The sequence below is a fragment of the Phytopseudomonas argentinensis genome (genome assembly GCF_900113905.1).
Lineage (GTDB): Bacteria > Pseudomonadota > Gammaproteobacteria > Pseudomonadales > Pseudomonadaceae > Aquipseudomonas > Aquipseudomonas argentinensis.
In genome coordinates, this window is sequence record NZ_FORC01000001.1 from 509,500 (window position 1) to 529,738 (window position 20,239).

General features: G+C 63.6%; 19 protein-coding genes. 10 read left to right on the forward strand and 9 right to left on the reverse strand.

Going from position 1 to position 20,239, the window contains the following annotated elements; genetic code table 11:
• Positions 1-11: 11 nt before the first annotated feature.
• On the reverse strand, positions 12-914 hold the full coding sequence (gene rarD / locus BM154_RS02330; protein ID WP_074880500.1) for an EamA family transporter RarD: 903 nt from the start codon (positions 912-914) through the stop codon (positions 12-14).
• 384 nt (positions 915-1,298) lie between these two features.
• Entirely contained in the window at positions 1,299-1,613 is a 315-nt protein-coding gene (locus BM154_RS02335; RefSeq protein ID WP_074880503.1) for a 3-phosphoglycerate kinase, read from the reverse strand.
• 74 nt (positions 1,614-1,687) lie between these two features.
• Between BM154_RS02335 and BM154_RS02340 the strand changes: the two genes are divergently transcribed.
• The 4 genes from BM154_RS02340 to BM154_RS02355 all read left to right on the forward strand — a co-directional run bounded on the left by BM154_RS02340 (position 1,688) and on the right by BM154_RS02355 (position 5,680).
• Positions 1,688-2,614 (forward strand): LysR family transcriptional regulator, encoded by a 927-nt coding sequence (locus tag BM154_RS02340; RefSeq protein WP_074880507.1) that lies wholly within the window; start codon positions 1,688-1,690, stop codon positions 2,612-2,614.
• Positions 2,615-2,712: 98 nt separating this feature from the next.
• Positions 2,713-3,267, forward strand: coding sequence for a peptidylprolyl isomerase (locus tag BM154_RS02345; RefSeq protein WP_074880510.1), 555 nt, complete (start codon positions 2,713-2,715; stop codon positions 3,265-3,267).
• A 131-nt stretch (positions 3,268-3,398) separates the two neighbouring features.
• Entirely contained in the window at positions 3,399-5,234 is a 1,836-nt protein-coding gene (locus BM154_RS02350) for an ABC transporter ATP-binding protein (protein WP_074880513.1), read from the forward strand.
• Positions 5,235-5,416: 182 nt separating this feature from the next.
• Positions 5,417-5,680, forward strand: coding sequence for a DUF2790 domain-containing protein (locus tag BM154_RS02355; RefSeq protein WP_074882321.1), 264 nt, complete (start codon positions 5,417-5,419; stop codon positions 5,678-5,680).
• Between the two features lie 57 nt (positions 5,681-5,737).
• Here BM154_RS02355 and BM154_RS02360 read toward each other — a convergent pair whose 3' ends face one another.
• Positions 5,738-6,862, reverse strand: a complete 1,125-nt coding sequence (locus tag BM154_RS02360; RefSeq protein WP_074880515.1) for a GNAT family N-acetyltransferase — start codon at positions 6,860-6,862, stop codon at positions 5,738-5,740.
• Positions 6,863-7,231: 369 nt separating this feature from the next.
• Here BM154_RS02360 and BM154_RS02365 point away from each other — a divergent pair, with 369 nt between their 5' ends.
• Positions 7,232-8,329, forward strand: a complete 1,098-nt coding sequence (locus tag BM154_RS02365) for a porin (RefSeq protein ID WP_074880517.1) — start codon at positions 7,232-7,234, stop codon at positions 8,327-8,329.
• Between the two features lie 155 nt (positions 8,330-8,484).
• The gene (locus BM154_RS02370; RefSeq protein ID WP_074880519.1) at positions 8,485-9,180 is read left to right on the forward strand and encodes a DUF2057 family protein; all 696 of its coding nucleotides are present in this window, start codon (positions 8,485-8,487) and stop codon (positions 9,178-9,180) included.
• Between the two features lie 87 nt (positions 9,181-9,267).
• On the opposite strand, the gene BM154_RS02375 is transcribed toward BM154_RS02370, so the two are convergent.
• Both BM154_RS02375 and BM154_RS02380 read right to left on the reverse strand, forming a co-directional pair.
• The gene (locus BM154_RS02375; protein ID WP_074880522.1) at positions 9,268-10,392 is read right to left on the reverse strand and encodes a beta-ketoacyl-ACP synthase III; all 1,125 of its coding nucleotides are present in this window, start codon (positions 10,390-10,392) and stop codon (positions 9,268-9,270) included.
• Positions 10,393-10,578: 186 nt separating this feature from the next.
• Complete coding sequence (locus BM154_RS02380; protein ID WP_074880525.1) at positions 10,579-11,475, reverse strand: LysR substrate-binding domain-containing protein; 897 nt, start codon at positions 11,473-11,475, stop codon at positions 10,579-10,581.
• A gap of 105 nt (positions 11,476-11,580) precedes the next feature.
• On the opposite strand from BM154_RS02380, the gene BM154_RS02385 reads away from it, so the two are divergent.
• Positions 11,581-12,285, forward strand: coding sequence for an SDR family oxidoreductase (locus tag BM154_RS02385; protein ID WP_074880529.1), 705 nt, complete (start codon positions 11,581-11,583; stop codon positions 12,283-12,285).
• Between the two features lie 79 nt (positions 12,286-12,364).
• Here BM154_RS02385 and BM154_RS02390 read toward each other — a convergent pair whose 3' ends face one another.
• Positions 12,365-13,333, reverse strand: a complete 969-nt coding sequence (locus BM154_RS02390; RefSeq protein WP_074880534.1) for an NAD(P)H-quinone oxidoreductase — start codon at positions 13,331-13,333, stop codon at positions 12,365-12,367.
• Between the two features lie 128 nt (positions 13,334-13,461).
• Here BM154_RS02390 and BM154_RS02395 point away from each other — a divergent pair, with 128 nt between their 5' ends.
• Positions 13,462-15,552: a carboxy terminal-processing peptidase gene (locus BM154_RS02395; RefSeq protein WP_439650634.1), complete on the forward strand. Its 2,091-nt coding sequence runs from the start codon at positions 13,462-13,464 to the stop codon at positions 15,550-15,552.
• 219 nt (positions 15,553-15,771) lie between these two features.
• Positions 15,772-17,556, forward strand: a complete 1,785-nt coding sequence (locus tag BM154_RS02400) for a bifunctional diguanylate cyclase/phosphodiesterase (RefSeq protein ID WP_074880540.1) — start codon at positions 15,772-15,774, stop codon at positions 17,554-17,556.
• Here BM154_RS02400 and BM154_RS02405 read toward each other — a convergent pair.
• The 3 genes from BM154_RS02405 to BM154_RS02415 form a co-directional block, all read right to left on the reverse strand.
• A complete protein-coding gene (locus tag BM154_RS02405) occupies positions 17,538-17,903 on the reverse strand; it encodes a hypothetical protein (RefSeq protein WP_074880542.1) in 366 nt (121 codons plus the stop codon). The two genes, BM154_RS02400 and BM154_RS02405, sit on opposite strands and share 19 nt — an antisense overlap.
• Positions 17,900-18,217, reverse strand: coding sequence for a helix-turn-helix transcriptional regulator (locus BM154_RS02410; protein ID WP_074880546.1), 318 nt, complete (start codon positions 18,215-18,217; stop codon positions 17,900-17,902). The genes BM154_RS02405 and BM154_RS02410 overlap by 4 nt, the downstream gene beginning before the upstream one ends.
• Before the next feature lie 121 nt (positions 18,218-18,338).
• Positions 18,339-18,890 (reverse strand): TetR/AcrR family transcriptional regulator, encoded by a 552-nt coding sequence (locus BM154_RS02415; protein WP_074880549.1) that lies wholly within the window; start codon positions 18,888-18,890, stop codon positions 18,339-18,341.
• Positions 18,891-19,067: 177 nt separating this feature from the next.
• Between BM154_RS02415 and BM154_RS02420 the strand changes: the two genes are divergently transcribed.
• Positions 19,068-20,234 carry an efflux RND transporter periplasmic adaptor subunit gene (locus BM154_RS02420; RefSeq protein ID WP_074880552.1) on the forward strand — a complete coding sequence of 389 codons (1,167 nt, stop codon included), beginning with the start codon at positions 19,068-19,070 and terminating at the stop codon, positions 20,232-20,234.
• Positions 20,235-20,239: the final 5 nt, after the last annotated feature.

Sequence of the window (20,239 nt, forward strand, 5' to 3'; positions counted from 1 at the left end):
GCCGAAAGAACTCAGGCCACCGTCTGCCGGCGCCGCTGTTTGATCAGCAGCCGACCACTGTCCCAGCCCACCAGCACCACCGCCAGCCAGATCGGCAGGTAGGTCATAAACTGATCCGCCTCGAACTGCTCGCCCAGGAACAACAGGCTGACCATGAACAGCAGCACCGGCTCCACATAGCTGAGAATGCCGAACAGGCCCAGGGGCAGCAGGCGTGACGAGGCCATCATGAGCGCCAGGGCGATGGTGCCCAGCAGCGCCATGCCCGGCACCATCCACCACAGGCGCGGATGCTCGACGAACATCCCGGCCGGCGCCCAGTAGACGATCAGCCAGATGGCTAGGGGCGCCATCACCAGCATCTCGAGGATCAGCCCAGGCAGCGGGTCCAGGCGCATCCAGCGACGCAGCATGAAGTACGGCGGATAACCCAGGGCGGTAACCAGCGTGACCCAGGAAAACGCCTGGGACTGCCACAGCTCATGCAGCACGCCGGCCAAGGCGCAGGCCACGGCAATCCGCTGCAGCGGGCGCAGGCGCTCGCCATAGAACACCCGGCCGGCCAGCACCATGGCCAGCGGCAGCAGGAAGTAACCCAGGGACACATCCAGCATGTGCCCGGTCAGCGGCGCCCAGACGAACAGGAACCACTGCAGACCGAGCAGCGCCGCGGCGACCGGCAGCGCCGCCAGCAGCAACGGCTCGCGACGCAGGCGCTGTAGGGCGCCCAGCAGCAACGTCCACTGACGCAACAGGGTGAGCAGCAACAGCACGGCCGGAATCGACCACAGCACACGCTGGGCGAACACCTGAAAACCGTCCAGCGGCGTGAGCATCTGCACGTAGCCAGGAATCAGGGCGAAGAGGATCGAGGCACTGACGGAAAGCAGCACCCCGGGTCCGGAAAGCGTCATCACGCACCTCGAGAAAATAGCCAGCGGGGTCTACCGTGCCCGCGCTGCGGCGACGACGCGGCCGCTACGCCAGCGCCATCAAGGCGAAGCGGCGCACCATAACGGTTCGCCGACGGCCCGACAATCCAGCTGGCGAGACTTTGCAGGTGATAGCCAGCGCAGTACACCGCCATGCCCGCCCGGCGCACCGTCGAGCGGGCCGCAGCAGCTAATCAGGCGCGGCCGGCACCCGCGGCTGGCGAGCACCAGCAGCTTCGGTAAGATCGATAACCGAGGATGCTGGCAGTGCGGGCGAACAGGCTGAAGCCGATAAAAAAGCCTGGCGATTCACTGCTACCTATCGATTAAGTTGATTTGTACGCTGACTGATCCTAGGCTGGCGACCTATTGCGGCTCGCAGGTGAGCTGAACCCGCAAGCGGATGATGCTGCGGGCGAATTTCACGGTGAGATTGGCGCTCTGCCCGGCGGCCAGGGTCGCGCTGCGAGTGCGCGGCGCCTCGGGGCCATTACGGAACACCGCCTTGCAGGACGCCGCCTGCTGCCCGTAGTTCTGCACGCGCACGGCCGCCATGTTGTGATCGATCTCCTGGCTGCTGGCCGAAACCTCGGCGCCGTTGAACTGTTTTTCCAGCTCGATGGGATAGGCCTGTGCAGCCAGCGGCGAGCAGGCGAGCAGCACGCAAAGGAGTTTTTTCATGGTTGGCCTCCGAGGTTGACCGACAGTTTAGAGCCAGTGCCTGCCCGTGCACAGCCTCTGCCAAAGGAGATCAGATGAAGGCTCCACGTGTAACCCTCGACCAGTGGCGCACCCTCCAGGCCGTGGTCGACAACGGCGGCTTTGCCCAGGCGGCCGACGTGCTGCACCGCTCGCAATCGTCGGTCAGCTACACCGTGGCGCGCATGCAAGAACAACTTGGCGTGCCGCTGCTGCGCATCGACGGGCGCAAGGCGGTACTAACCGAAGCCGGCGACGTGCTGCTGCGCCGTTCCCGGCAACTGGTCAAGCAGGCCAGCCAGCTCGAGGACCTGGCGCACCATATGGAGCAAGGCTGGGAGGCCGAAGTGCGGCTGGTGGTCGATGCTGCCTACCCGAGCGCCCGCCTGGTCCGTGCCCTGACCGCCTTCATGCCGCAGAGCCGTGGCTGCCGGGTGCGCCTGCGCGAGGAGGTGTTGTCCGGCGTCGAGGAAGTGCTCAAGGAAGGCGTCGCCGACCTGGCGATCAGCGCCTACAACATCCCCGGTTTTCTCGGCTCGGAAATGAGTCCGGTGGAATTCATCGCCGTGGCCCACCCCGAGCATCCGTTGCATCGCCTGCAGCGCGAGCTGAATTTCCAGGACCTGGAAACCCAGATGCAGGTGGTGATCCGTGACTCCGGGCGTCATCAGCCTCGCGATATGGGCTGGCTCGGCGCCGAGCAGCGCTGGACGGTGGGCAGCCTGGCCACGGCGGCGACCTTCGTCGGCAGCGGCCTGGGTTTTGCCTGGCTGCCGCGCCACATGATCGAACGCGAGCTCGGTGATGGCCTGCTCAAGCCCCTGCCGCTGGACAAGGGTGGCAGCCGCAAGCCGGTGTTCTTTCTCTACGCCAGCAAGGACAAGGCGCTGGGTCCGGCCACGCAGATCCTGACCGACCTGATCCAGCGCTTCGATGCGGCCCCGCTCGATGCCGTTCTCGGTTCGCGCGCCTCGCCCGCCTGAGCCCTGCCCCATGGCCTGTTTCGCGTGGGCGACTGCAGGCTTGCCTTTCTGCGGGAAGTCGAAAACACTGCCGACTACTCATCCAAGGACTAGACCCGATGCTGAAGAAACTCGCCCTCACCGCCTGCTCGCTACTGTTCACTGCCCACCTGATGGCGGCGGAAAACCCCACCGTGTTGCTGACCACCAGCCTGGGTGAAATCGAAGTGCAGCTCGACGAGCAGAAAGCCCCGGTCAGCACCCAGAACTTCCTCGCCTACGTGGATAGCGGTTTCTACAAGGGCACCGTGTTTCACCGGGTGATCCCGGGGTTCATGGTGCAAGGCGGCGGCTTCGACGAAAGCATGCGTCAGAAGCAGACCCAGGCGCCGATCAAGAACGAAGCCGACAACGGCCTGCACAACGTGCGCGGCACCCTGGCCATGGCGCGTACCCAGGTTCGCGACTCGGCCACCAGCCAGTTCTTCATCAACCATACCGACAACGCCTTCCTCGACCATGGCTCGCGTGACTTCGGCTACGCCGTGTTCGGCAAGGTGACCAGCGGCATGGAAGTGGTCGACCGCATCGCCCAGGTGCGCACCGCCAACCGCGCCGGCCAGCAGAACGTACCGGTCGACCCGGTGGTGATTCTCGACGCCAAGCGCCTCTGATACTGCTACCCTCCCCTGGTAACCCACGCGCCTGAACGCGTGGGCTTACTTCAGCGCCCTGCGCTCCTGCCCCCCTCGGCAGCCTTCTTTACCCGCCACCACCCATCATCCGCCAGAGCAGACTGCACCCCATGTTGTTTCGCCGCTTCGAAAACCTCATCGACGTCTTCAAACCCAGCCCCGACGTGGCGCCGCCCGACGGCATGCTGCGCTTCTACGCCCACTACTTGAAGCAGGTGTGGCCGTTGATGGTGGTGGTGCTGGTGGTCGGCTTCTTCGCCGCGGTGATCGAAGTGGCGCTGTTCAGTTTCCTCGGCCAGCTGATCGACATGGCACAGGCCACCAGCGATGCCCGCACCTTCTTCGCCGAATACCAGGGCGAACTGCTGTGGATGGCCCTGGTGGCAATGATCATCAGACCTCTGGTGTTCGGCCTGCACAACCTGCTCACCCACCAGGCGATCAACCCGGGGCTGACCAACCTGATCCGCTGGCAGAACCACCGCTATGTGCTCAAGCAGAGCCTGAATTTCTTCCAGAACGACTTCGCCGGGCGTATCGCCCAACGGGTCATGCAGACCGGCCCCTCGCTGCGCGACTCGGCCATGCAGGTGATCGACGCCCTATGGCACGTGGTGGTCTATGCCGGCAGCGCGCTGTACCTGTTCGCTGCCGCCGACCTGCGGCTGATCGTGCCATTGACCCTGTGGATCATCGGCTACAGCGCGGCACTCTGGTATTTCGTGCCGCGTATCAAGGCCCGTTCGGCCGCTGCCTCGGCGGCGCGTTCCAAGGTTATGGGCCGAGTGGTCGACGGCTACAGCAACGTGGCCACGCTCAAGCTGTTCGCCCATTCCCGAGAGGAAGAAACCTACGCCCGCGAGGCCATGCAGGAGCTGCTCGACAAGTTCCGCCTGCAGTCGCGCACCATCACCAGCCTGGACTTCCTGATCACCTGCATGAACGGCCTGCTGATCGTCAGCACCGGCGCCCTTGCGCTGTGGCTGTGGAGCGAGGCGCTGATCAGCACCGGCGCCATCGCCCTGGCACTTGGCCTGGTGATCCGCATCAACAACATGGCCGAATGGATCATGTGGGTGGTCAATGGCATCTTCGAGAACGTCGGCACCGTGCAGGACGGCATGCAGACCATCGTCCAGCCACGTCACGTGGTCGACCGCGAAGACGCCAAACCCTTGCAGGTGCAGCAAGGCGGCGTGCACTTCGAAGACGTGCACTTTCACTACGGCAAGACAGGCGGCGTGATCAGCGGCCTGGACATCACCATTCGTCCCGGCGAGAAGATCGGCCTGGTCGGCCCCTCCGGCGCCGGCAAGTCGACCCTGGTCAACCTGCTGCTACGCCTCTATGACCTGGAAAGCGGGCGCATCCTTATCGATGGTCAGGACATCGCCACGGTCAGCCAGGAAAGCCTGCGCGCCAACATCGGCGTGGTTACCCAGGACACCTCCCTGCTGCACCGTTCGATTCGCGACAACCTGCGCTACGGCCGCCCCGAGGCCAGCGATGAAGAGCTCTGGGCCGCTGCCCGCAAGGCCCGTGCAGAGGGTTTCATCGCCACCCTCGACGATAGTCAGGGCGGCCTTGGCTTCGACGCCCAGGTGGGTGAACGCGGCGTCAAGCTCTCCGGTGGCCAGCGCCAGCGCATCGCCATCGCCCGGGTACTGCTCAAGGACGCGCCGATCCTGATCATGGACGAAGCCACCTCGGCGCTGGACTCGGAAGTCGAGTCGGCGATCCAGGAAAGCCTCGACAGCCTCATGGATGGCAAGACGGTGATCGCCATCGCCCACCGCCTGTCGACCATCGCACGCATGGATCGCCTGGTGGTGATCGATAAGGGCCAGGTCATCGAGACCGGTACCCACGCCGAGCTGATCGCCCGCGGCGGCCTGTATGCGCGCCTCTGGCAGCACCAGACCGGCGGCTTCGTCGGCGTCGATTGAGGCCGGTGCGCCCGCGCCATGAAAATAGTTAGCTTGCTAACATCATCATTTTTCATGATGTCCACTAGCAAAGGCATCAATTTCCGCGATGCCGACATTGCTGGTCATATAAGCCTCACGAGGCAACGCAACCGACTGGTTCGGTAAGGCTGCCTCACATCGAAATGATCGAGGACTTCATCATGAAAATCGCCACCGCCGTTACCGCCCTGCTTTCCAGTCTCGCGCCTGCCGTGTTCGCCGCCGACATGCAGCCCAAACCCGGCGCCGGCCTGCCGACCGAGGACTACCACTACGGCATGAAAGTCGATGTACAGAAAGTGCTGTACCGCACCGACGTCTCCGACAAGCGCGGCGTCGTGCCCGTGATCATGGTGTTCACCGACAGCCAGGGTGAGACCCACAAGATGCGTTTCCTGGAGTGGGGCGGCCGTTACGACGGTTGATCGGTCGCGTGCCGCGCTCGCGCGCTGTGGGCCACCCCAGCGCGCCACCGCGGCAGCTCACGCCTGCCGGTACGGCAACATCTCCCGCGCCTGCTCGGCATAAGCCAGCACCCCCTCGCGCTCCTCGCGCAGAAACCCCGCCACCGCATCACGCAACCCCTGATGTACCAGGTAGTGCCAGGAATGGGTGATGGTCGGTTCGAAGCCGCGTATCAGCTTGTGCTCCCCCTGGGCACCGGCGTCGAAGCGGCGCAGCCCCTGGGCGATGGCCTGCTCCATGCCCTGGTAGAAGCAGGTTTCGAAGTGCAGCCGGTCGAACTCCGCCAGGCATCCCCAGTAGCGCCCGTACAGGCTGTCGCCGCCCTGCAGGCTGAAGGCCATGGCCACCGGCTGGGTGCCGCGACAGGCCAGCACCACACGAATCGCCTCGGGCATGCGCTCGGCCAGTAGGCTGAAGAACTCCCGGGGCAGGTAGGGCCGCTGGCCACGTACGTGGTAGGTATTGGCGTAGCAGTGGAAAACGAAATCCCACTCCGATTCGCTCAACTGGTGCCCCTCGCGCCAGTCGAACGCGATGCCCTGCCCCGCCACCTGCTCGCGCTCCTTGCGCATCTGCTTGCGCTTGCGCGAGCTGAGGGTATCGAGAAAATCCTGGAAATCCCGGTAGCCGCGGTTGTGCCAGTGAAACTGGCAGCCCAGGCGCTGCAGCCAGCCATCGCGCCCCTGCAGCAGCGCATCTGCGGCGGCATCGGTGAAATTCACGTGCAGACTGGACAGCCCCTGCTCTTCGAGGCTCGCGGTCAGCGTATCGAGCAACCGCCCTGCCGCTTCTGGCGAACCCAACAGGCGCTGGCCCGTCACCGGCGAAAACGGAATGGCGCCGAGCAGTTTCGGATAGTAGCCAATCCCGGCGCGACGGCAGGCATCGGCCCAACCGTGATCGAACACGTATTCGCCCTGGGAGTGGTATTTGACATAGGCCGGCAAGGCCGCCGATGGCTGACCATCGCTACCCAGCAGTACCTGATGGGCCGCCTGCCAACCGCTGCGCCCGCCTACGCTGCCGCTGTCTTCCAGCGTGGCCAAGAAGGCATGGCGCAGAAACGGCTGCTCGCTGGACGACAGCGCATCCCAACTCGCAGCCGGCACGCCGTGCAAGGAATCGGCGAGAACAAGGGTCATGGCATGGCTCCAGCAGGAAATATTTCGGGGCCGGTGACGGGGCTGCAAACGCACCAGCGAGGGCAAGCCCTGATCAGCATGATGCCGTCGCATACCTGCGATCACAACCGCCGTCACCCTCAAACTTTAACAATCGGCCTATAAGGTTCGGCCGCATAATTACGCCCGATCTATACCCCGCCCAACGCCTTCGAAAAACGCCTCATATACAACGCAACCGTTTGATTCTAAAAAAGTTCCTCAGACTTGAAAATGTCACGCCACAGCAAGCCTTCTGTCATATCCGATTTCCATAATCGCCTCCGTCCAAACCGACGATGTCATGCCAACGGCACTGACGGCGTTTCATAAACGAAGGAGCTTTTTTCAATGAAGATGAAGTTGATTGCGGTTGCTGTTGGTGCTGCACTGTCGGTGCCTGCTGTAGCAATGGCAGACGTGAGCATCTATGGCCGTGCGCACGTATCGGTTGACTACCTCGATGACGGTGCCCGTTACTCCGAAACCAACCTGTCGAGCAACTCGTCACGTCTGGGCTTCAAGGGCGACCATGAAATCAATCCGGATCTGAAAGCCTTCTTCCAGATCGAGCAGCAGATCAACTTCACCACTGGCTCGTCCGATGGCGGCACCAGCTTCGCCACCCGCGATACCTTCGTGGGTCTGGGCGGCAACTTCGGCGCCATTCAGGTCGGCCGTTTCGACAGCCCGTTCAAAGTCGCTCGCGGCCCGTTCAACCTGTTCGGTGACCAGGTCGGCGACATGAACAACCTCGCCCGCGTCACTGCCGGCCGCCTCGACGAGCGTTACGACAACACCATCCAGTACACCACCCCGGACTTCAGCGGCTTCAACGTCAAAGTGGCCTATTCGATGTACCGCGGCCAGTCGCTCAACATCACCGACACCACTGCGAACAACGAAGACAGCGACGCCTTCAGCACCTCGCTGAACTACCTCGGCGGCCCGCTGGAAGCCTCCCTGGCCTACGAGAAAGTCGAAGAAGACACCCTGCGCGGCGAAGCCGACTCCATCCGCGCCGCTGTCGCCTACAAGATCGTCGACAACTTCAAGCTGGTCGGCTTCTACCAGACCACCGATTTCGATGGTGTCAGCACCACCACCAGCGCTCAGCGCGATGCCGGTACTTTCAACGTCTACGGTCTGGGTGGCGAGTTCGCCATTGCCAAGAACACCGCACTGAAAGCCACCTGGATGACCAACGACAGCGACGCCGATGATTCCGACGCCACCATGTGGGTCGTAGGCATCGAGCACAAGCTGGATAAGGCCGTACGCGTCTATGCCAACTATGCGGTAGTAGATAACGACGACAACGTCGCCTACTCGCCGTGGATGCAATCCCGTACCGCTAACCCGCAGAACCAGTCGGTCGTCAACGGCGTGAACGAAGCTGCTGGTGAAAAAGCCGCCGGCTTCACCGTAGGTCTGCGCTACGACTTCTGATCCCGCCCGCGGATTGGAGTGAAAACGAGCCGGGCTGTTCTTCGAGAGCAGCCCGGCTTGTCATTTAACTGACACCTCTCCGTCTTATTCTCGCGTTCGAAATGTAACCGTCCCCATACCGCCGCCACCGGCGGGTCTTCTGCCTAGGAGTCTTCATGCGCCGTTTGTTCGTTATCGCCCTGGCCGGGCTGCTGGCCGCTTGCGCTCAGCAGCCCAAAGTTCAGCTGTATTCCGGTGCACCTCAGCCGCAGAGCGAAGTGCTGACTGTCGTAGTACCTGGCGAGCTGGAAATCCGCAGCATCAACGGCCAGCCCTACAAGGCGGCCAATGCTGCCTACAACCTGGATGACAAGCAGCTGTTGCTGCAGCCGGGTGCCTATCAAATTCAAGCGTTCTACAAGAATGGCTTCGACGTTGCCGGCGGCATCAGCCATGAAGTAGTGCGCAGCCGCACTGCAATCTTCGACATCGATGGCAAAGCGGGCGACGTGTGGCGCCTGGAATTCGACCGCCCGCAGAACCTGGCCGAAGCCAAGAAGTTCGAAGAAGAATTCAAGGCCTGGGCAGTGAACACGCGCACCGGCGAACGGGAACAGGCCCAAGAGGGTAATCGCAACGTTTCGGCACTTGCGGCCCTCATGGGCACCAGTGAAGTCGCCACCCAGCCCACCACCGTTGCCCCGCTGGGCAGCGCTCCGGCACAAGCTGCCCAGCCCGTGGCCCTGCAGCCCGCGCCGAGCCAGGCTGCCGCCCTGCCGCACAACGACGCCACCCTCACCACCCTGCAGCAAATGTGGAACCTGCTGACCCCGGAAAGCCGCAGCGCCTTCCTGAAATGGGCCAAGCCGTAAGTGATGAACCGAGCTCCCGCCGCCGGCGGGAGCTCATTCTCAGCGCTCAGCGCTTATAGACCTCGCAAGCCCCTCCTCCGCACGCACTCAACGCTTGCGCAGAATCACGCTACCGATCGAATAACCGGCGCCAAACGAGCTGAGCACGCCCAGGCTACCTGCCGGCAGATCATCCTGATGCTTGTGCAGGGCAATCACCGAACCGGCCGAACTGGTGTTGGCGTAGGTGTCGAGAATCACCGGCGCCTCATGGGCCTCGGGGTCGCGACCCAGCAGCTTGCGGGCGATCAGCTGGTTCATGTTGAGGTTGGCCTGGTGCAGCCAGAAGCGCTTCACATCGGCCACATCCAGGTCGTTCTCCTGCAGATGGGCAGCGATCAGCTCGGCGACCATCGGGCAGACTTCCTTGAACACCTTGCGCCCTTCCTGCACGAACAGCCGGCCTTCGGCCACTGCACCTGCCTCGTCGGCAGCGCGGTTGAGAAAGCCGAAGTTATTGCGGATGTTGTTGGAAAACTGGGTCAGCAGCTTGGTGCCGACGATCTCGAACTGATGCTCGGAGGTCGCCAGATCCGCGCGTTCCAGAATCACCGCCGTGGCCGCATCGCCAAAGATGAAATGGCTGTCGCGGTCGCGGAAGTTCAGGTGCCCGGTGCAGATCTCCGGGTTGACCATCAGGATCGCTCGCGCCTGGCCCAGCTGGATGCTGTTGGCGGCGGCCTGGATGCCGAAGGTGGCCGAGGAGCAGGCCACATTCATGTCGAAGCCGAAGCCCCGAATGCCCAGAGCCGCCTGCACTTCGATGGCCACCGCCGGGTAGGCGCGCTGCAGGTTGGAACAGGCGACGATCACCCCGTCGATGTCCGCGGCGCTCTTGCCGGCGCGGGCCAGCGCCTCTTGCGCTGCCGCCACTGCCATCTCACAGAGAATGCCCCACTGCTGGTTATCCCGCTCAGGGATGAAGGGCACCATGCGCTGCGGATCGAGAATACCCTGCTTGTCGATCACGAAACGGCTCTTGATGCCCGAGGCCTTTTCGATGAAGGCGCTGTTCGATTCGCTCAGCGCCTCGACCTCGCCACGCTCGATGGCCTCGGCGTTGTCGCTGTTGAACTGCTGCACGTAGGCATTGAAGGACGCCACCAACTCGTCGTTGGAAATGCTGTTGGCCGGTGTGTACAGGCCTGTGCCGCTGATGACGACGTTATGCACGCTGTTTCCTCTTGTTCGGGGCTGTTGCCGGGCAGGCCGTGGCAGACGGCCGACGGCACCGGTGCACGGGCGGGCGACACACGCCACCTCATAACCCGTATTCACTGGCGCTCAAGTGTGCCACAGCCTCAGCGCTCGCGCCCATTGCGCAGATAAACTGGCACCGCCCGGGCATGGCCGAGCACGCTATCGATCACCGCGCGTCTGCCCCAGCAACCAGTCACGAACTACCGCGAACGGCGCCTGTTGGCGTACTCGCCGCGGGCTGAGCAGATAGAACCCGCATTCGTCCTGCAGGGTGGCGCCGAAAGGATCGATCAGCCGTCCGGCCTGAATGTCCCGCGCGACGAAGAAGCGGTTGGCCAGGGCAATGCCCTGGCCGGCGACGGCAGCCTCGATGGCCAATGAGGTTTGATTGAAGCGCACGTTCCTGGCGGTGGCCTGCAGCGCCTCGGGGAACAGCAGATCGAGAAAGCGCGGCCAGAGGTTATGCGCATCATGCAGCAAGGGATAACGCGCCAATACCTGCAGATCGCCCGGGGCGCCGAAGCGCTGGACCAAGCCAGGGCTCACCACGGCAACAATGGCCTGCTCCAGCAACAGCTCGCTATGCAGCCCAGGGCCGAACGGCGGGCAGCCATAACGTACGGCCATATCCACGCCATCGTTGTGAAAGCTGGAGAGCCGCTCGCTGGCGAGGATTCGCAGATCTATCTGCGGATGTTGTCGAGAAAAGTCCGGCAACCGCGGGATCAGCCACTTGGAGGCGAAGGTCGGCGTCACGCTGATCGTCAGGTGCAGCGGCGCCGGCCGCAGCGCCTGGGTGGCGTCGGCGATCAGCTCGAATGCCCGGCGCACGCTAAGGCTGTAACTCCTGCCGCTCTCGGTCAGTGCCAGGCCCCGCGATTGGCGTTCGAAGAGCCTGAGCCCCAGGTGTTGCTCCAGAGCACGAACCTGTTGGGCCACCGCGCTCTGGGTCACGCCCAGCTCATCGGCGGCGATACGGAAATTCAGGTGCCGCGCCACCACCTCGAAGGTACGCAAGGCGTTGAGCGAAGGGAGATGACCGAATTCTTCAGACATGGGTGTAGTTTTTCTACAGATTCAGGGTAGCGGAGCTGCCTCTCTAGCCGTGCAGCTGGCTGCTAGCCTAGTGGCTATCGTCGGGACTGCAATGGAGACAATAGAATGCCTGTAGAAAAAGTAGCAATCATCACCGCAGGAGGCAGCGGCATGGGCGCCGCTGCTGCGCGGCGCCTGGCCAGCGATGGCTTCAAGGTCGCCATTCTCTCGTCGTCTGGCAAGGGCGAGGCGCTGGCTGCCGAGCTGGGCGGTTTCGGCGTGACTGGCAGCAACCAGTCCAGCGAGGATCTCGGCAGGTTGGTCGACGGCACGCTGTCGCGCTGGGGACGCATCGATGTACTGGTCAATAGCGCCGGTCACGGCCCGCGCGCGCCGATTCTGGAAATCAGCGACGAGGACTGGTACCGCGGCCTGGATACCTACCTGCTCAACGTGATTCGCCCCACCCGTCTGGTGACGCCGGCCATGCAACGACAGAAGTCTGGGGTGATCATCAATATCTCCAGCGCCTGGACATTCGAGCCCAGTGAGCTGTTCCCGACCTCAGCGGTGTTCCGCGCCGGCCTGGCATCATTCACCAAGATCTTCGCCGACACCCATGCCCGCGACAATATCCGCATGAACAATGTACTGCCGGGCTGGATCGACAGCCTGCCGGCCACCGAAGAACGCCGGGCCAGCGTGCCCCTGCAACGCTATGGCAGCAGCGAGGAAGTGGCCGCGACCATCGCCTTCCTGGCCTCCGAGGGAGCCGCCTACATCACCGCACAGAACATCCGCGTGGATGGCGGCATTACCCGCGCCGTCTGAACGGCCGGCGCATGCATCGGCCTCCAGCAGCGAGACACCCACGAGCGCCCGACTATCGAAGGGCGCTCGTGGCCCCGGATCAGCTCAGGCTGTCGTCGATGACCAGCACCAGCTTGCCGTTGACCTGGTTGCCTTCCAGGGTCGCATAGGCCTCATGGGCCTCGGCAACCGGGAAGGTTCTGGCCAGTTGTGGCTTCAGGCGGCCCTCGCTGAACAGCGGCCACACGTGCTGGCGCAGATCGCGCAGCAACTCGGCCTTGAACAGGTCGTCGCGGTTGCGCAGGGTCGAGCCGATCAGCTGGATGCGTTTGCCGAGCACCAGCGCCATGTCCATCTCGGCCTTGCGTCCGCCCATCAAACCGATGTTCACCCAACGCCCGTCGAGCGCCAACAGCTTGAGGTTGAGCCCGGCATAGCTGGCGCCAACCGGGTCGAGGATGACCTCGAAGGGGCCGAAATCATCGGGCACCTTGAGGCCGTCCTTGTCACGAATCGCGCCGCCGTTGGCCCCAAGGCTCTCGCAGTACGCTAGGCGCTCCTGCGAGCCGACGGTCACCCAGCAGCTGCTGCCAAAGGCCTTGCACAGCTGGATGGCGGCCGAGCCGACACCGCTGGCGCCCGCGTGCAGCAGCACCTTCTCGCCGGGTTTCAGGCCGGCCAGTTGGAACAGGTTGAGCCAGGCCGTGGCATACACCTCCGGCAACCCCGCGGCCTCATGCAGCGACAGGCCTTCCGGCACCGGCAGCACATGGCGAGCATCGACCACCACCTCTTCGGCCACGCCGCCGCCGGCCAGCAATGCGCAGACGCGATCGCCAACCTGCCAGTCGTCACAACCGGCGCCCACTTCACTGACAACGCCCGCACACTCCAGGCCCAGCGTATCGCTGGCGCCCGGCGGCGGCGGGTAATTGCCGGCCCGCTGCAACAGGTCGGCGCGGTTCAGGCCCGCTGCCGCCACACGAATGCGTACTTCCCCTACATCACAGGCAGGTGTGGGACGATCGACCCATTCCACCTGCCCTTCAACGCCTTGCAATGCTTTCACGGTGCCTCCATAGTGCATTTGAACCTGGCCCGTCGCTCAGCGACGGGCCTTTGCATTGCGCCGATGGAACCTGGCGCCCTCAAAGACGGCCTAATATGCGTTATCAACTGTCCCCACGTCGAATCAGCATGAAGCGATCCTTTATCAGCGCTACCCTGGCCCTCGTTCTCGGGCTGGGCGCTTTGCCCCTCGCCGCCAAAACCAGCCAGGCCGATCCGTGGGAATACCTGCAACCTGATCGCGATCAGGTGATCGCCAGCCTCAACGTGGTCGAGTTGCTGCAGCGTCATCACTACAGCAAGCCTCCGTTGGACGACGCCCGCTCGGAAAAGATCTATCAGGGTTACCTGAAAATGCTCGACCCGGCGCGCAGCTACTTCACCGCCGCCGACATTGCCGAATTCGACCGCTGGAAGGACAAGTTCGACGACTTGCTGAAAAAGGGCGACCTTGAACCCGGCTTCCACATTTACAAGCGCCAGCTCGAACGCCAGCAGGACCGCCTGAACTACGTGCAGGGGTTGCTGGCCAAGGGCGTCGACAAGATCGATTTCACGGTTGACGAGAGCCTGCTGGTCGATCGCGAGAAAGCCCCCTGGGCCAAGGATGTCGCCGAACTCGACGACCTGTGGCGCAAGCGCCTGAAGGACGAAGTGCTGCGTCTGAAACTCGCCGGCAAGGAGCCCAAGGCGATTCAGGAATTGCTCACCAAGCGCTACAAGGCCCAGCAGGCACGTCTGCAGCAGACCCGCAGCGAAGACGTGTTCCAGGCCTACATCAACGCCTTCGCCATGACCTACGATCCGCACACCAACTACCTGTCGCCGGACAGCGCGGAAAACTTCGACATCAACATGAGCCTGTCCCTCGAGGGCATCGGCGCCGTGCTGCAGAGCGACAACGAGCACGTCAAGGTGGTGCGCCTGGTGCCAGCCGGCCCGGCCGAGAAGAGCAAGCAGATCTCGCCTGCCGACAAGATCGTCGGTGTCGGCCAGGGCGATGAGGAAATCGTCGACGTGATCGGCTGGCGTCTCGATGAAGTGGTCAAGCTGATCCGCGGCCCGAAAGGCTCGAAGGTGCGCCTGGAAGTGATTCCGGCCAGCAACGCCCCGAACGACATGACCAGCAAGGTGGTCAGCATCACCCGTGAAGCGGTGAAACTCGAAGAGCAGGCTGCCAAGAAATCCATCCTCAAGATTGAACAGGACGGTCGCCCCTACAAGTTGGGCGTGATTGAGATTCCGGCTTTCTACCTGGACTTCAAGGCCTTCCGCGCTGGCGATCCGGATTACAAGAGCACCACCCGCGACGTCAAGAAACTGATCACCGAGCTGCAGGCCGACAAGGTCGATGGCATCGTCATCGACCTGCGCAACAACGGTGGTGGCTCGCTGCAGGAAGCCACCGAGCTGACCGGCCTGTTCATCGACAAGGGGCCGACCGTGCTGGTGCGCAACAGCGATGGCCGCGTCGACGTGCTGGCAGACGAACAGGATGGTGCCTTCTACAAGGGCCCGATGGCCGTGCTGATCAATCGCCTGTCCGCCTCGGCTTCGGAAATCTTCGCCGGCGCCATGCAGGACTACCACCGCGCGTTGATCCTCGGCGGCCAGACCTTTGGCAAGGGCACCGTGCAGACCATCCAGCCGCTCAACCATGGTGAGCTGAAACTGACCCTGGCCAAGTTCTACCGCGTTTCCGGGCAGAGCACCCAGCACCGCGGCGTGGTGCCGGACATCGCCTACCCTGACGTGATGGACAACAAGGAGATCGGCGAAAGCGCGCTGCCCGAAGCCATGCCGTGGGACAGCATCCGCCCGGCCATCAAGCCGGAGCTGGATCCGATCAAGCCGTTCCTCACCGAGCTGAAGAACCGCTACGACGCTCGCACCGCGGACAACCCGGACTTCAACTTTGCCCGCGAACGCCTGGCCCTGTCCCGTGAACTGATGGCCGAGAAGACCGTCAGCCTCAACGAAGCCAAGCGCCGTGCCCAGCAGGCGGATATCGAGAAACGCCAACTGGCGATCGAGAACGCCCGCCGCGTCGCCAAGGGCGAAGAGCCGCTCAAGGAGCTGAAGAAGGAAGACGAGGACGACGTGCTGGCACAGAACGAGGAAGACAAGAAGACCAAGCCGGAAGACGACGCCTACCTGGCGGAAACCGGGCACATCCTGATCGACTACCTCAAGCTCAATACTCGCCTCGCCAAGCAGTGATCGCTGGCCGGCGGTAACCCGAAGGGCGTCCTCATACGACGCCCTTTTTTATTGCCCGGCCCAAGGCGCGGGGCGTCAGAAAACAGCTACTTATCTTTTGACACCCGGCCCAGGTCATCAATCGGTCATCATTCTGTAGTCAAATCATGCGCATCTAGCGGGACGCACCCTGCATGGCCAATAGCCATCACCCGCTTACCGATTGCACAGAGATCCGCCATGACCGTTACCGAGCAGTTGAGCTCGCTGGGCCAGATCCTCGCCCACGGCGACTTGCATAGCCTGTTCCAGCCCATTGTCTCGGTCGCGGAGCGTCGCATCCTCGGGTACGAGGCTTTGACGCGCGGGCCTTCCAACAGCCCGCTGCACTCCCCGCTCACGCTGTTTGCCGCAGCGCGCCAGACCGGCATGCTCTGCGAGCTCGAATTTGCCTGCAGAAAAAGCGCCTGCCGACGCTTCAGCGAGCAACAGCTCGAAGGCCTGCTGTTTCTCAACGTGTCACCGGATTCGCTGCTCGACGCCAACCATCAGCCCGGTCGCACGCTGCAGTTGCTGCAGACCTACGGCATCGCACCGAGTCGGGTGGTGATCGAGCTGACCGAGCAGTCGCCTACCGATGACTTCTACCTGCTCGACACCGCCCTGCACCATTACCGCGACATGGGCTTTTCCATCGCCCTCGACGACCTGGGTGCCGGCTACTCCAGCCTGCGCCTGTGGTCCGAGCTGCGCCCCGACTACGTGAAGATCGACCGCCACTTCATCGACGGCATTCACCGCGACGCGGTCAAACGCGAATTCGTCGGTTCGATCCTGCAGATGGCCAGAGCCTCGCGGGCCAAGGTGATCGCCGAAGGTATCGAACTGGAGGAGGAACTCGCCGTACTCTGTGAAATGGGCGTCGACCTGCTTCAGGGTTACCTGCTCTGCCGGCCTCAGGAAGCACCCCTTACCGACGCCCGCAAGATGCTGCCCGCCATGGGCCAGGCACCGACACCCCTGGGCGAAGAAGGCAGCGATCTCACCGCTCTGCTCAACGAGCAGCTGGCGGTGTCCATCACCACGCCGACCGCCGATGTGCTGGAGGCGTTTCGTGCCCAGGCCAACCTCAACTCCCTGGCAGTACTGGACGATACCCAGCGCCCGGTGGGCATCGTGCACCGCCATTCGCTGTCCGATGTGCTGCTCAAGCCCTTCGCCACCGAACTGTATGCGCGCAAGCCGATCAGCCGCCTGATGAGCAACGATTTTCTTGCCGTGGAGATCAGCCAGTCGCTGCAGCAGGTCAGCCGACTGCTGACCAGCCGCGCCCGCCAGCGCATGGAAGAGGATTTCGTGATCACCATCGACGGCTGCTACCAGGGCCTGGGCAGGGTGATCGACGTGCTCAAGCTGATCACCGAGCTGAAGATCCAGCAGGCCCGCTACGCCAACCCGCTGACCCTGCTACCGGGCAACGTGCCCATTCAGCAATGCCTGGCGCGGCTGCTGCAGCAGAATCGCGAAGCGGCGGTATGCTACGTCGACATCGACAGTTTCAAGCCCTTCAATGACCTGTACGGCTATGCCAAGGGCGATGAAGTGCTGCTGTGCCTGGCCCACTGCCTGAATGAACGCATCGATCCCAGCCGCGATTTCGTCGGCCATATCGGCGGCGATGATTTTCTGCTGGTGTTCGGCTCGCGGGACTGGCGCACGCGCCTCAATAAGTTGCTGGAAGATTTCCAGGCGCAGTGCCGGCGCTTCTATCTGGACGAGCACCTGGATGCCGGTTGTTTCATCAGCCACAACCGCCAGGGCCAGCGCGAAGAGTTTCCGTTGTTGTCACTGTCGCTCGGGGTAGTCCATCTGCACCCGCAACACTGCCCATTGCTGGACGCCAGCGAACTGGCCGGCCTGGCCTCGGAAGCCAAGCGCCAGGCCAAGGCGGTGCCGGGCTATAGCCTGCAGGTGATCGATACCCATACGCTGAACGAGCGACCCGCTCACGCTTCTGCGGGATAGACGAACTCGAACACCCGCGCCACTTCCGAGGCATGCCAGGACGCCGCGGCGACGCCATCGGGAGCACCGTCGAAGCGGCCCAGGCGTGCCACGCATTCGAAGAAACCGGTGCGTGGCAGGCGGCTGGCGCCCTGGCTGATTACCAGGGCGCTACGCAGCGGGCGGTCGCTGCGGGCATCCAGCGCGGCCAGGTGCTCCAGCGCGGCGGTGAGGGTCTGCATGGCGGGCGCCGGCAGCGACAGGCGTTCGATCAGCGCCCGGTAGGTCAGCAGGTGGCGCTGCCTTCGGGCGTCCTCGAGGGCGGCGAGCAGGGCCTCCCAGTGTGCGCGGCTGATGCGCACGCTCATGCCTGCCAACCCGAGATGCCGAGTACCCAGGCCAGTGCACGCAGGATCGCGGCATCGGGCTGGCGCTCGCCGCTTTCGATCATGCCCAGGTAATGCGGGCTGATCCCCACGGCACGCGCCAGCTCATCGCGGCTCAGGCCCTTGGCCTCGCGTAGTGCACTCAACTGGTTCAGTGGCTGAGCGGCCTCGGCGTCGGGCTGGTTGGGCACTGCCACGGCGCTCTTGCCGGCAGCCTGGAGCAGCGCCTGATAGTCGGCCCAAGGCACCACCGCGTATTCCGGCTCACCGTCGCGCTCGATTATTTGTACATTCATGCTTAGTTCTCCGCGAGGCGCAGCGTCTCTGTGCATTCGGCTCGGCGCCACGCCATGACCGCATACTACCAGCCCCCGTACCCGCCGCGCTTGTCAGACGTCACCGCTGCTCGATACCCCGTCAGGTCGCGGCCCCCTGCATGAAGAACTGCAGCAGCGAGGAGCCCATGCTGGCCCGCGCCACACGCCCGCGACGCTCGCCGTCGACCAGGCCGAACAGCAGCGAGGCGAACAGCTCGGTCAGTACCGGCGCGCCAATGTCGATGCGAAAGACGCCCTCCTGCTGCCCGCGCAGGAAAAACTGATCCAGGGCATTGGTGTATGGCAGCCAGCGCGCTTGTTCGCCGCACTCGTTCAGGGAGTCGGGGCGCCACTGGAACATCAGGAAAACCAGCAGATCGCGATGCACCAGATGCCCGTCCACCAAGCGTTGCAAGGCTTCGGACAGCGGCGCATGCTGCAGGTCGGCCTCGGCGATGACCTGGTTCATGACCTCTGAGCCGTAGTCGAAGAGCATCTCGATCAGGTTGTCGCGGGTGCCGCAAAAACGGTTCAGGGTTGCCTTGCTGACACCTGCCGCCTGCGCGATCTCCTTGAAAGTGCCCCGCGGGTGCTCGACCATGGCCACGGCCAGGGCCTTGAGCAGTTTTTCTTCAGCAACGGGTCTTGGCATCTATAGGCTCTTCTCGGTAGACGCGTCATTGTGCAGGAAAAGCCCATTTGTTCCAAAGGGCTGGCAAGTTTAGTCACATAAAATGCAAATGAGACAATATTGACTCACCCTCATCTATAGCCGACCATTCGCACCTTTCGAAGGATAACTGGATTGGGCATCGGCCCCAGGTGAAGCATGAGCAGGATTCGCACAGGTCACGTCGCATCGGCGATCACCCTTTCAATCGTCATCGGCCTGGCGGGCTGTGACAGAGGCGAACAGGGCTGGGGCGAGGCGCCACCTCGCGAGGTCGATGTCCTCACCGTCAAGACCGAGCCCTTTACCGTGGTCGCCGAATTGCCGGGTCGTATCGAACCTGTGCGGGTCGCCGAGGTTCGCGCCCGGGTCGCCGGCATCGTGCTCAAGCGCACCTTCGAAGAAGGCGCCGACGTCAAGGCCGGCGACCTGCTGTTCCAGATCGACCCCGCGCCGTTCAAGGCTGCACTGTCGCGTGCCGAGGCCGAACTGGCCCGCGCCGATGCGCAGTTGTTCCAGGCCCAGGCCACGGTCAAGCGCTACGAGCCGCTGGTGAAGATCAACGCGGTCAGCCAACAGGACTTCGACGTGGCCCGCGCCACCTTGCGCAGCGCCCAGGCCGACAAGCGCTCGGCCCAGGCCAACGTGGAAACCGCCAAGCTGGACCTGGGTTACGCCCAGGTACGCGCACCCATCGCCGGGCGCATCGGCCGGGCCCAGGTGACTGAGGGCGCACTGGTCGGCCAGGGTGAGACCACCCTGCTCGCCCGTATCCAGCAACTCGACCCGGTCTACGCCGACTTCAGCCAGCCGGCTGCCGATGCCCTGCGCCTGCGCGCCGCCATCGCCGACGGCAAGGTCTCCGGCGATGGCGACAAGACGCTGTCGCTACGCGTCGACGGCACCGACATCGAGAGTAAGGGCACCCTCTTGTTCACCGACATTTCGGTGGACCGCAGCACCGGGCAGATCGCCCTGCGCGGACGTTTCGACAACCCCCAGGGCGTGTTGCTGCCCGGCATGTACGTGCGTGTGAGCACCCCACAGGGCCTTGATCAGAACGCCATCCTGGTGCCGCAACGGGCGGTGCAGCGCTCCGCCGACGGCAAGGCCAGCGTGATGCTGCTCGGCGCCGACGACACCGTGGAAGCGCGGCCGGTCACCACTGGCACCATGCAGGGCGCGCGCTGGCAGATCACCGACGGCCTGAAGGCTGGTGACCAGGTGATCACCAGCTCGCTGTCGGCCATCCGCCCCGGCGCCAAGGTGGTACCGCGCAAGCCAGGCGCAGAGCCCCAGAACGACACCCCTTCCCAGGCGCAATAAGCCGG

Excerpts from the sequence above, each read along its gene's own strand:
- rarD (WP_074880500.1), bottom strand. The coding sequence starts at position 914 with ATGACGCTTTCCGGACCCGGGGTGCTGCTTTCCGTCAGTGCCTCGATC.
- BM154_RS02335 (WP_074880503.1), bottom strand. The coding sequence starts at position 1,613 with ATGAAAAAACTCCTTTGCGTGCTGCTCGCCTGCTCGCCGCTGGCTGCA.
- BM154_RS02340 (WP_074880507.1), top strand. The coding sequence starts at position 1,688 with ATGAAGGCTCCACGTGTAACCCTCGACCAGTGGCGCACCCTCCAGGCC.
- BM154_RS02345 (WP_074880510.1), top strand. The coding sequence starts at position 2,713 with ATGCTGAAGAAACTCGCCCTCACCGCCTGCTCGCTACTGTTCACTGCC.
- BM154_RS02350 (WP_074880513.1), top strand. The coding sequence starts at position 3,399 with ATGTTGTTTCGCCGCTTCGAAAACCTCATCGACGTCTTCAAACCCAGC.
- BM154_RS02355 (WP_074882321.1), top strand. The coding sequence starts at position 5,417 with ATGAAAATCGCCACCGCCGTTACCGCCCTGCTTTCCAGTCTCGCGCCT.
- BM154_RS02360 (WP_074880515.1), bottom strand. The coding sequence starts at position 6,862 with ATGACCCTTGTTCTCGCCGATTCCTTGCACGGCGTGCCGGCTGCGAGT.
- BM154_RS02365 (WP_074880517.1), top strand. The coding sequence starts at position 7,232 with ATGAAGATGAAGTTGATTGCGGTTGCTGTTGGTGCTGCACTGTCGGTG.
- BM154_RS02370 (WP_074880519.1), top strand. The coding sequence starts at position 8,485 with ATGCGCCGTTTGTTCGTTATCGCCCTGGCCGGGCTGCTGGCCGCTTGC.
- BM154_RS02380 (WP_074880525.1), bottom strand. The coding sequence starts at position 11,475 with ATGTCTGAAGAATTCGGTCATCTCCCTTCGCTCAACGCCTTGCGTACC.
- BM154_RS02385 (WP_074880529.1), top strand. The coding sequence starts at position 11,581 with ATGCCTGTAGAAAAAGTAGCAATCATCACCGCAGGAGGCAGCGGCATG.
- BM154_RS02395 (WP_439650634.1), top strand. The coding sequence starts at position 13,462 with ATGAAGCGATCCTTTATCAGCGCTACCCTGGCCCTCGTTCTCGGGCTG.
- BM154_RS02400 (WP_074880540.1), top strand. The coding sequence starts at position 15,772 with ATGACCGTTACCGAGCAGTTGAGCTCGCTGGGCCAGATCCTCGCCCAC.
- BM154_RS02405 (WP_074880542.1), bottom strand. The coding sequence starts at position 17,903 with ATGAGCGTGCGCATCAGCCGCGCACACTGGGAGGCCCTGCTCGCCGCC.
- BM154_RS02410 (WP_074880546.1), bottom strand. The coding sequence starts at position 18,217 with ATGAATGTACAAATAATCGAGCGCGACGGTGAGCCGGAATACGCGGTG.
- BM154_RS02415 (WP_074880549.1), bottom strand. The coding sequence starts at position 18,890 with ATGCCAAGACCCGTTGCTGAAGAAAAACTGCTCAAGGCCCTGGCCGTG.
- BM154_RS02420 (WP_074880552.1), top strand. The coding sequence starts at position 19,068 with ATGAGCAGGATTCGCACAGGTCACGTCGCATCGGCGATCACCCTTTCA.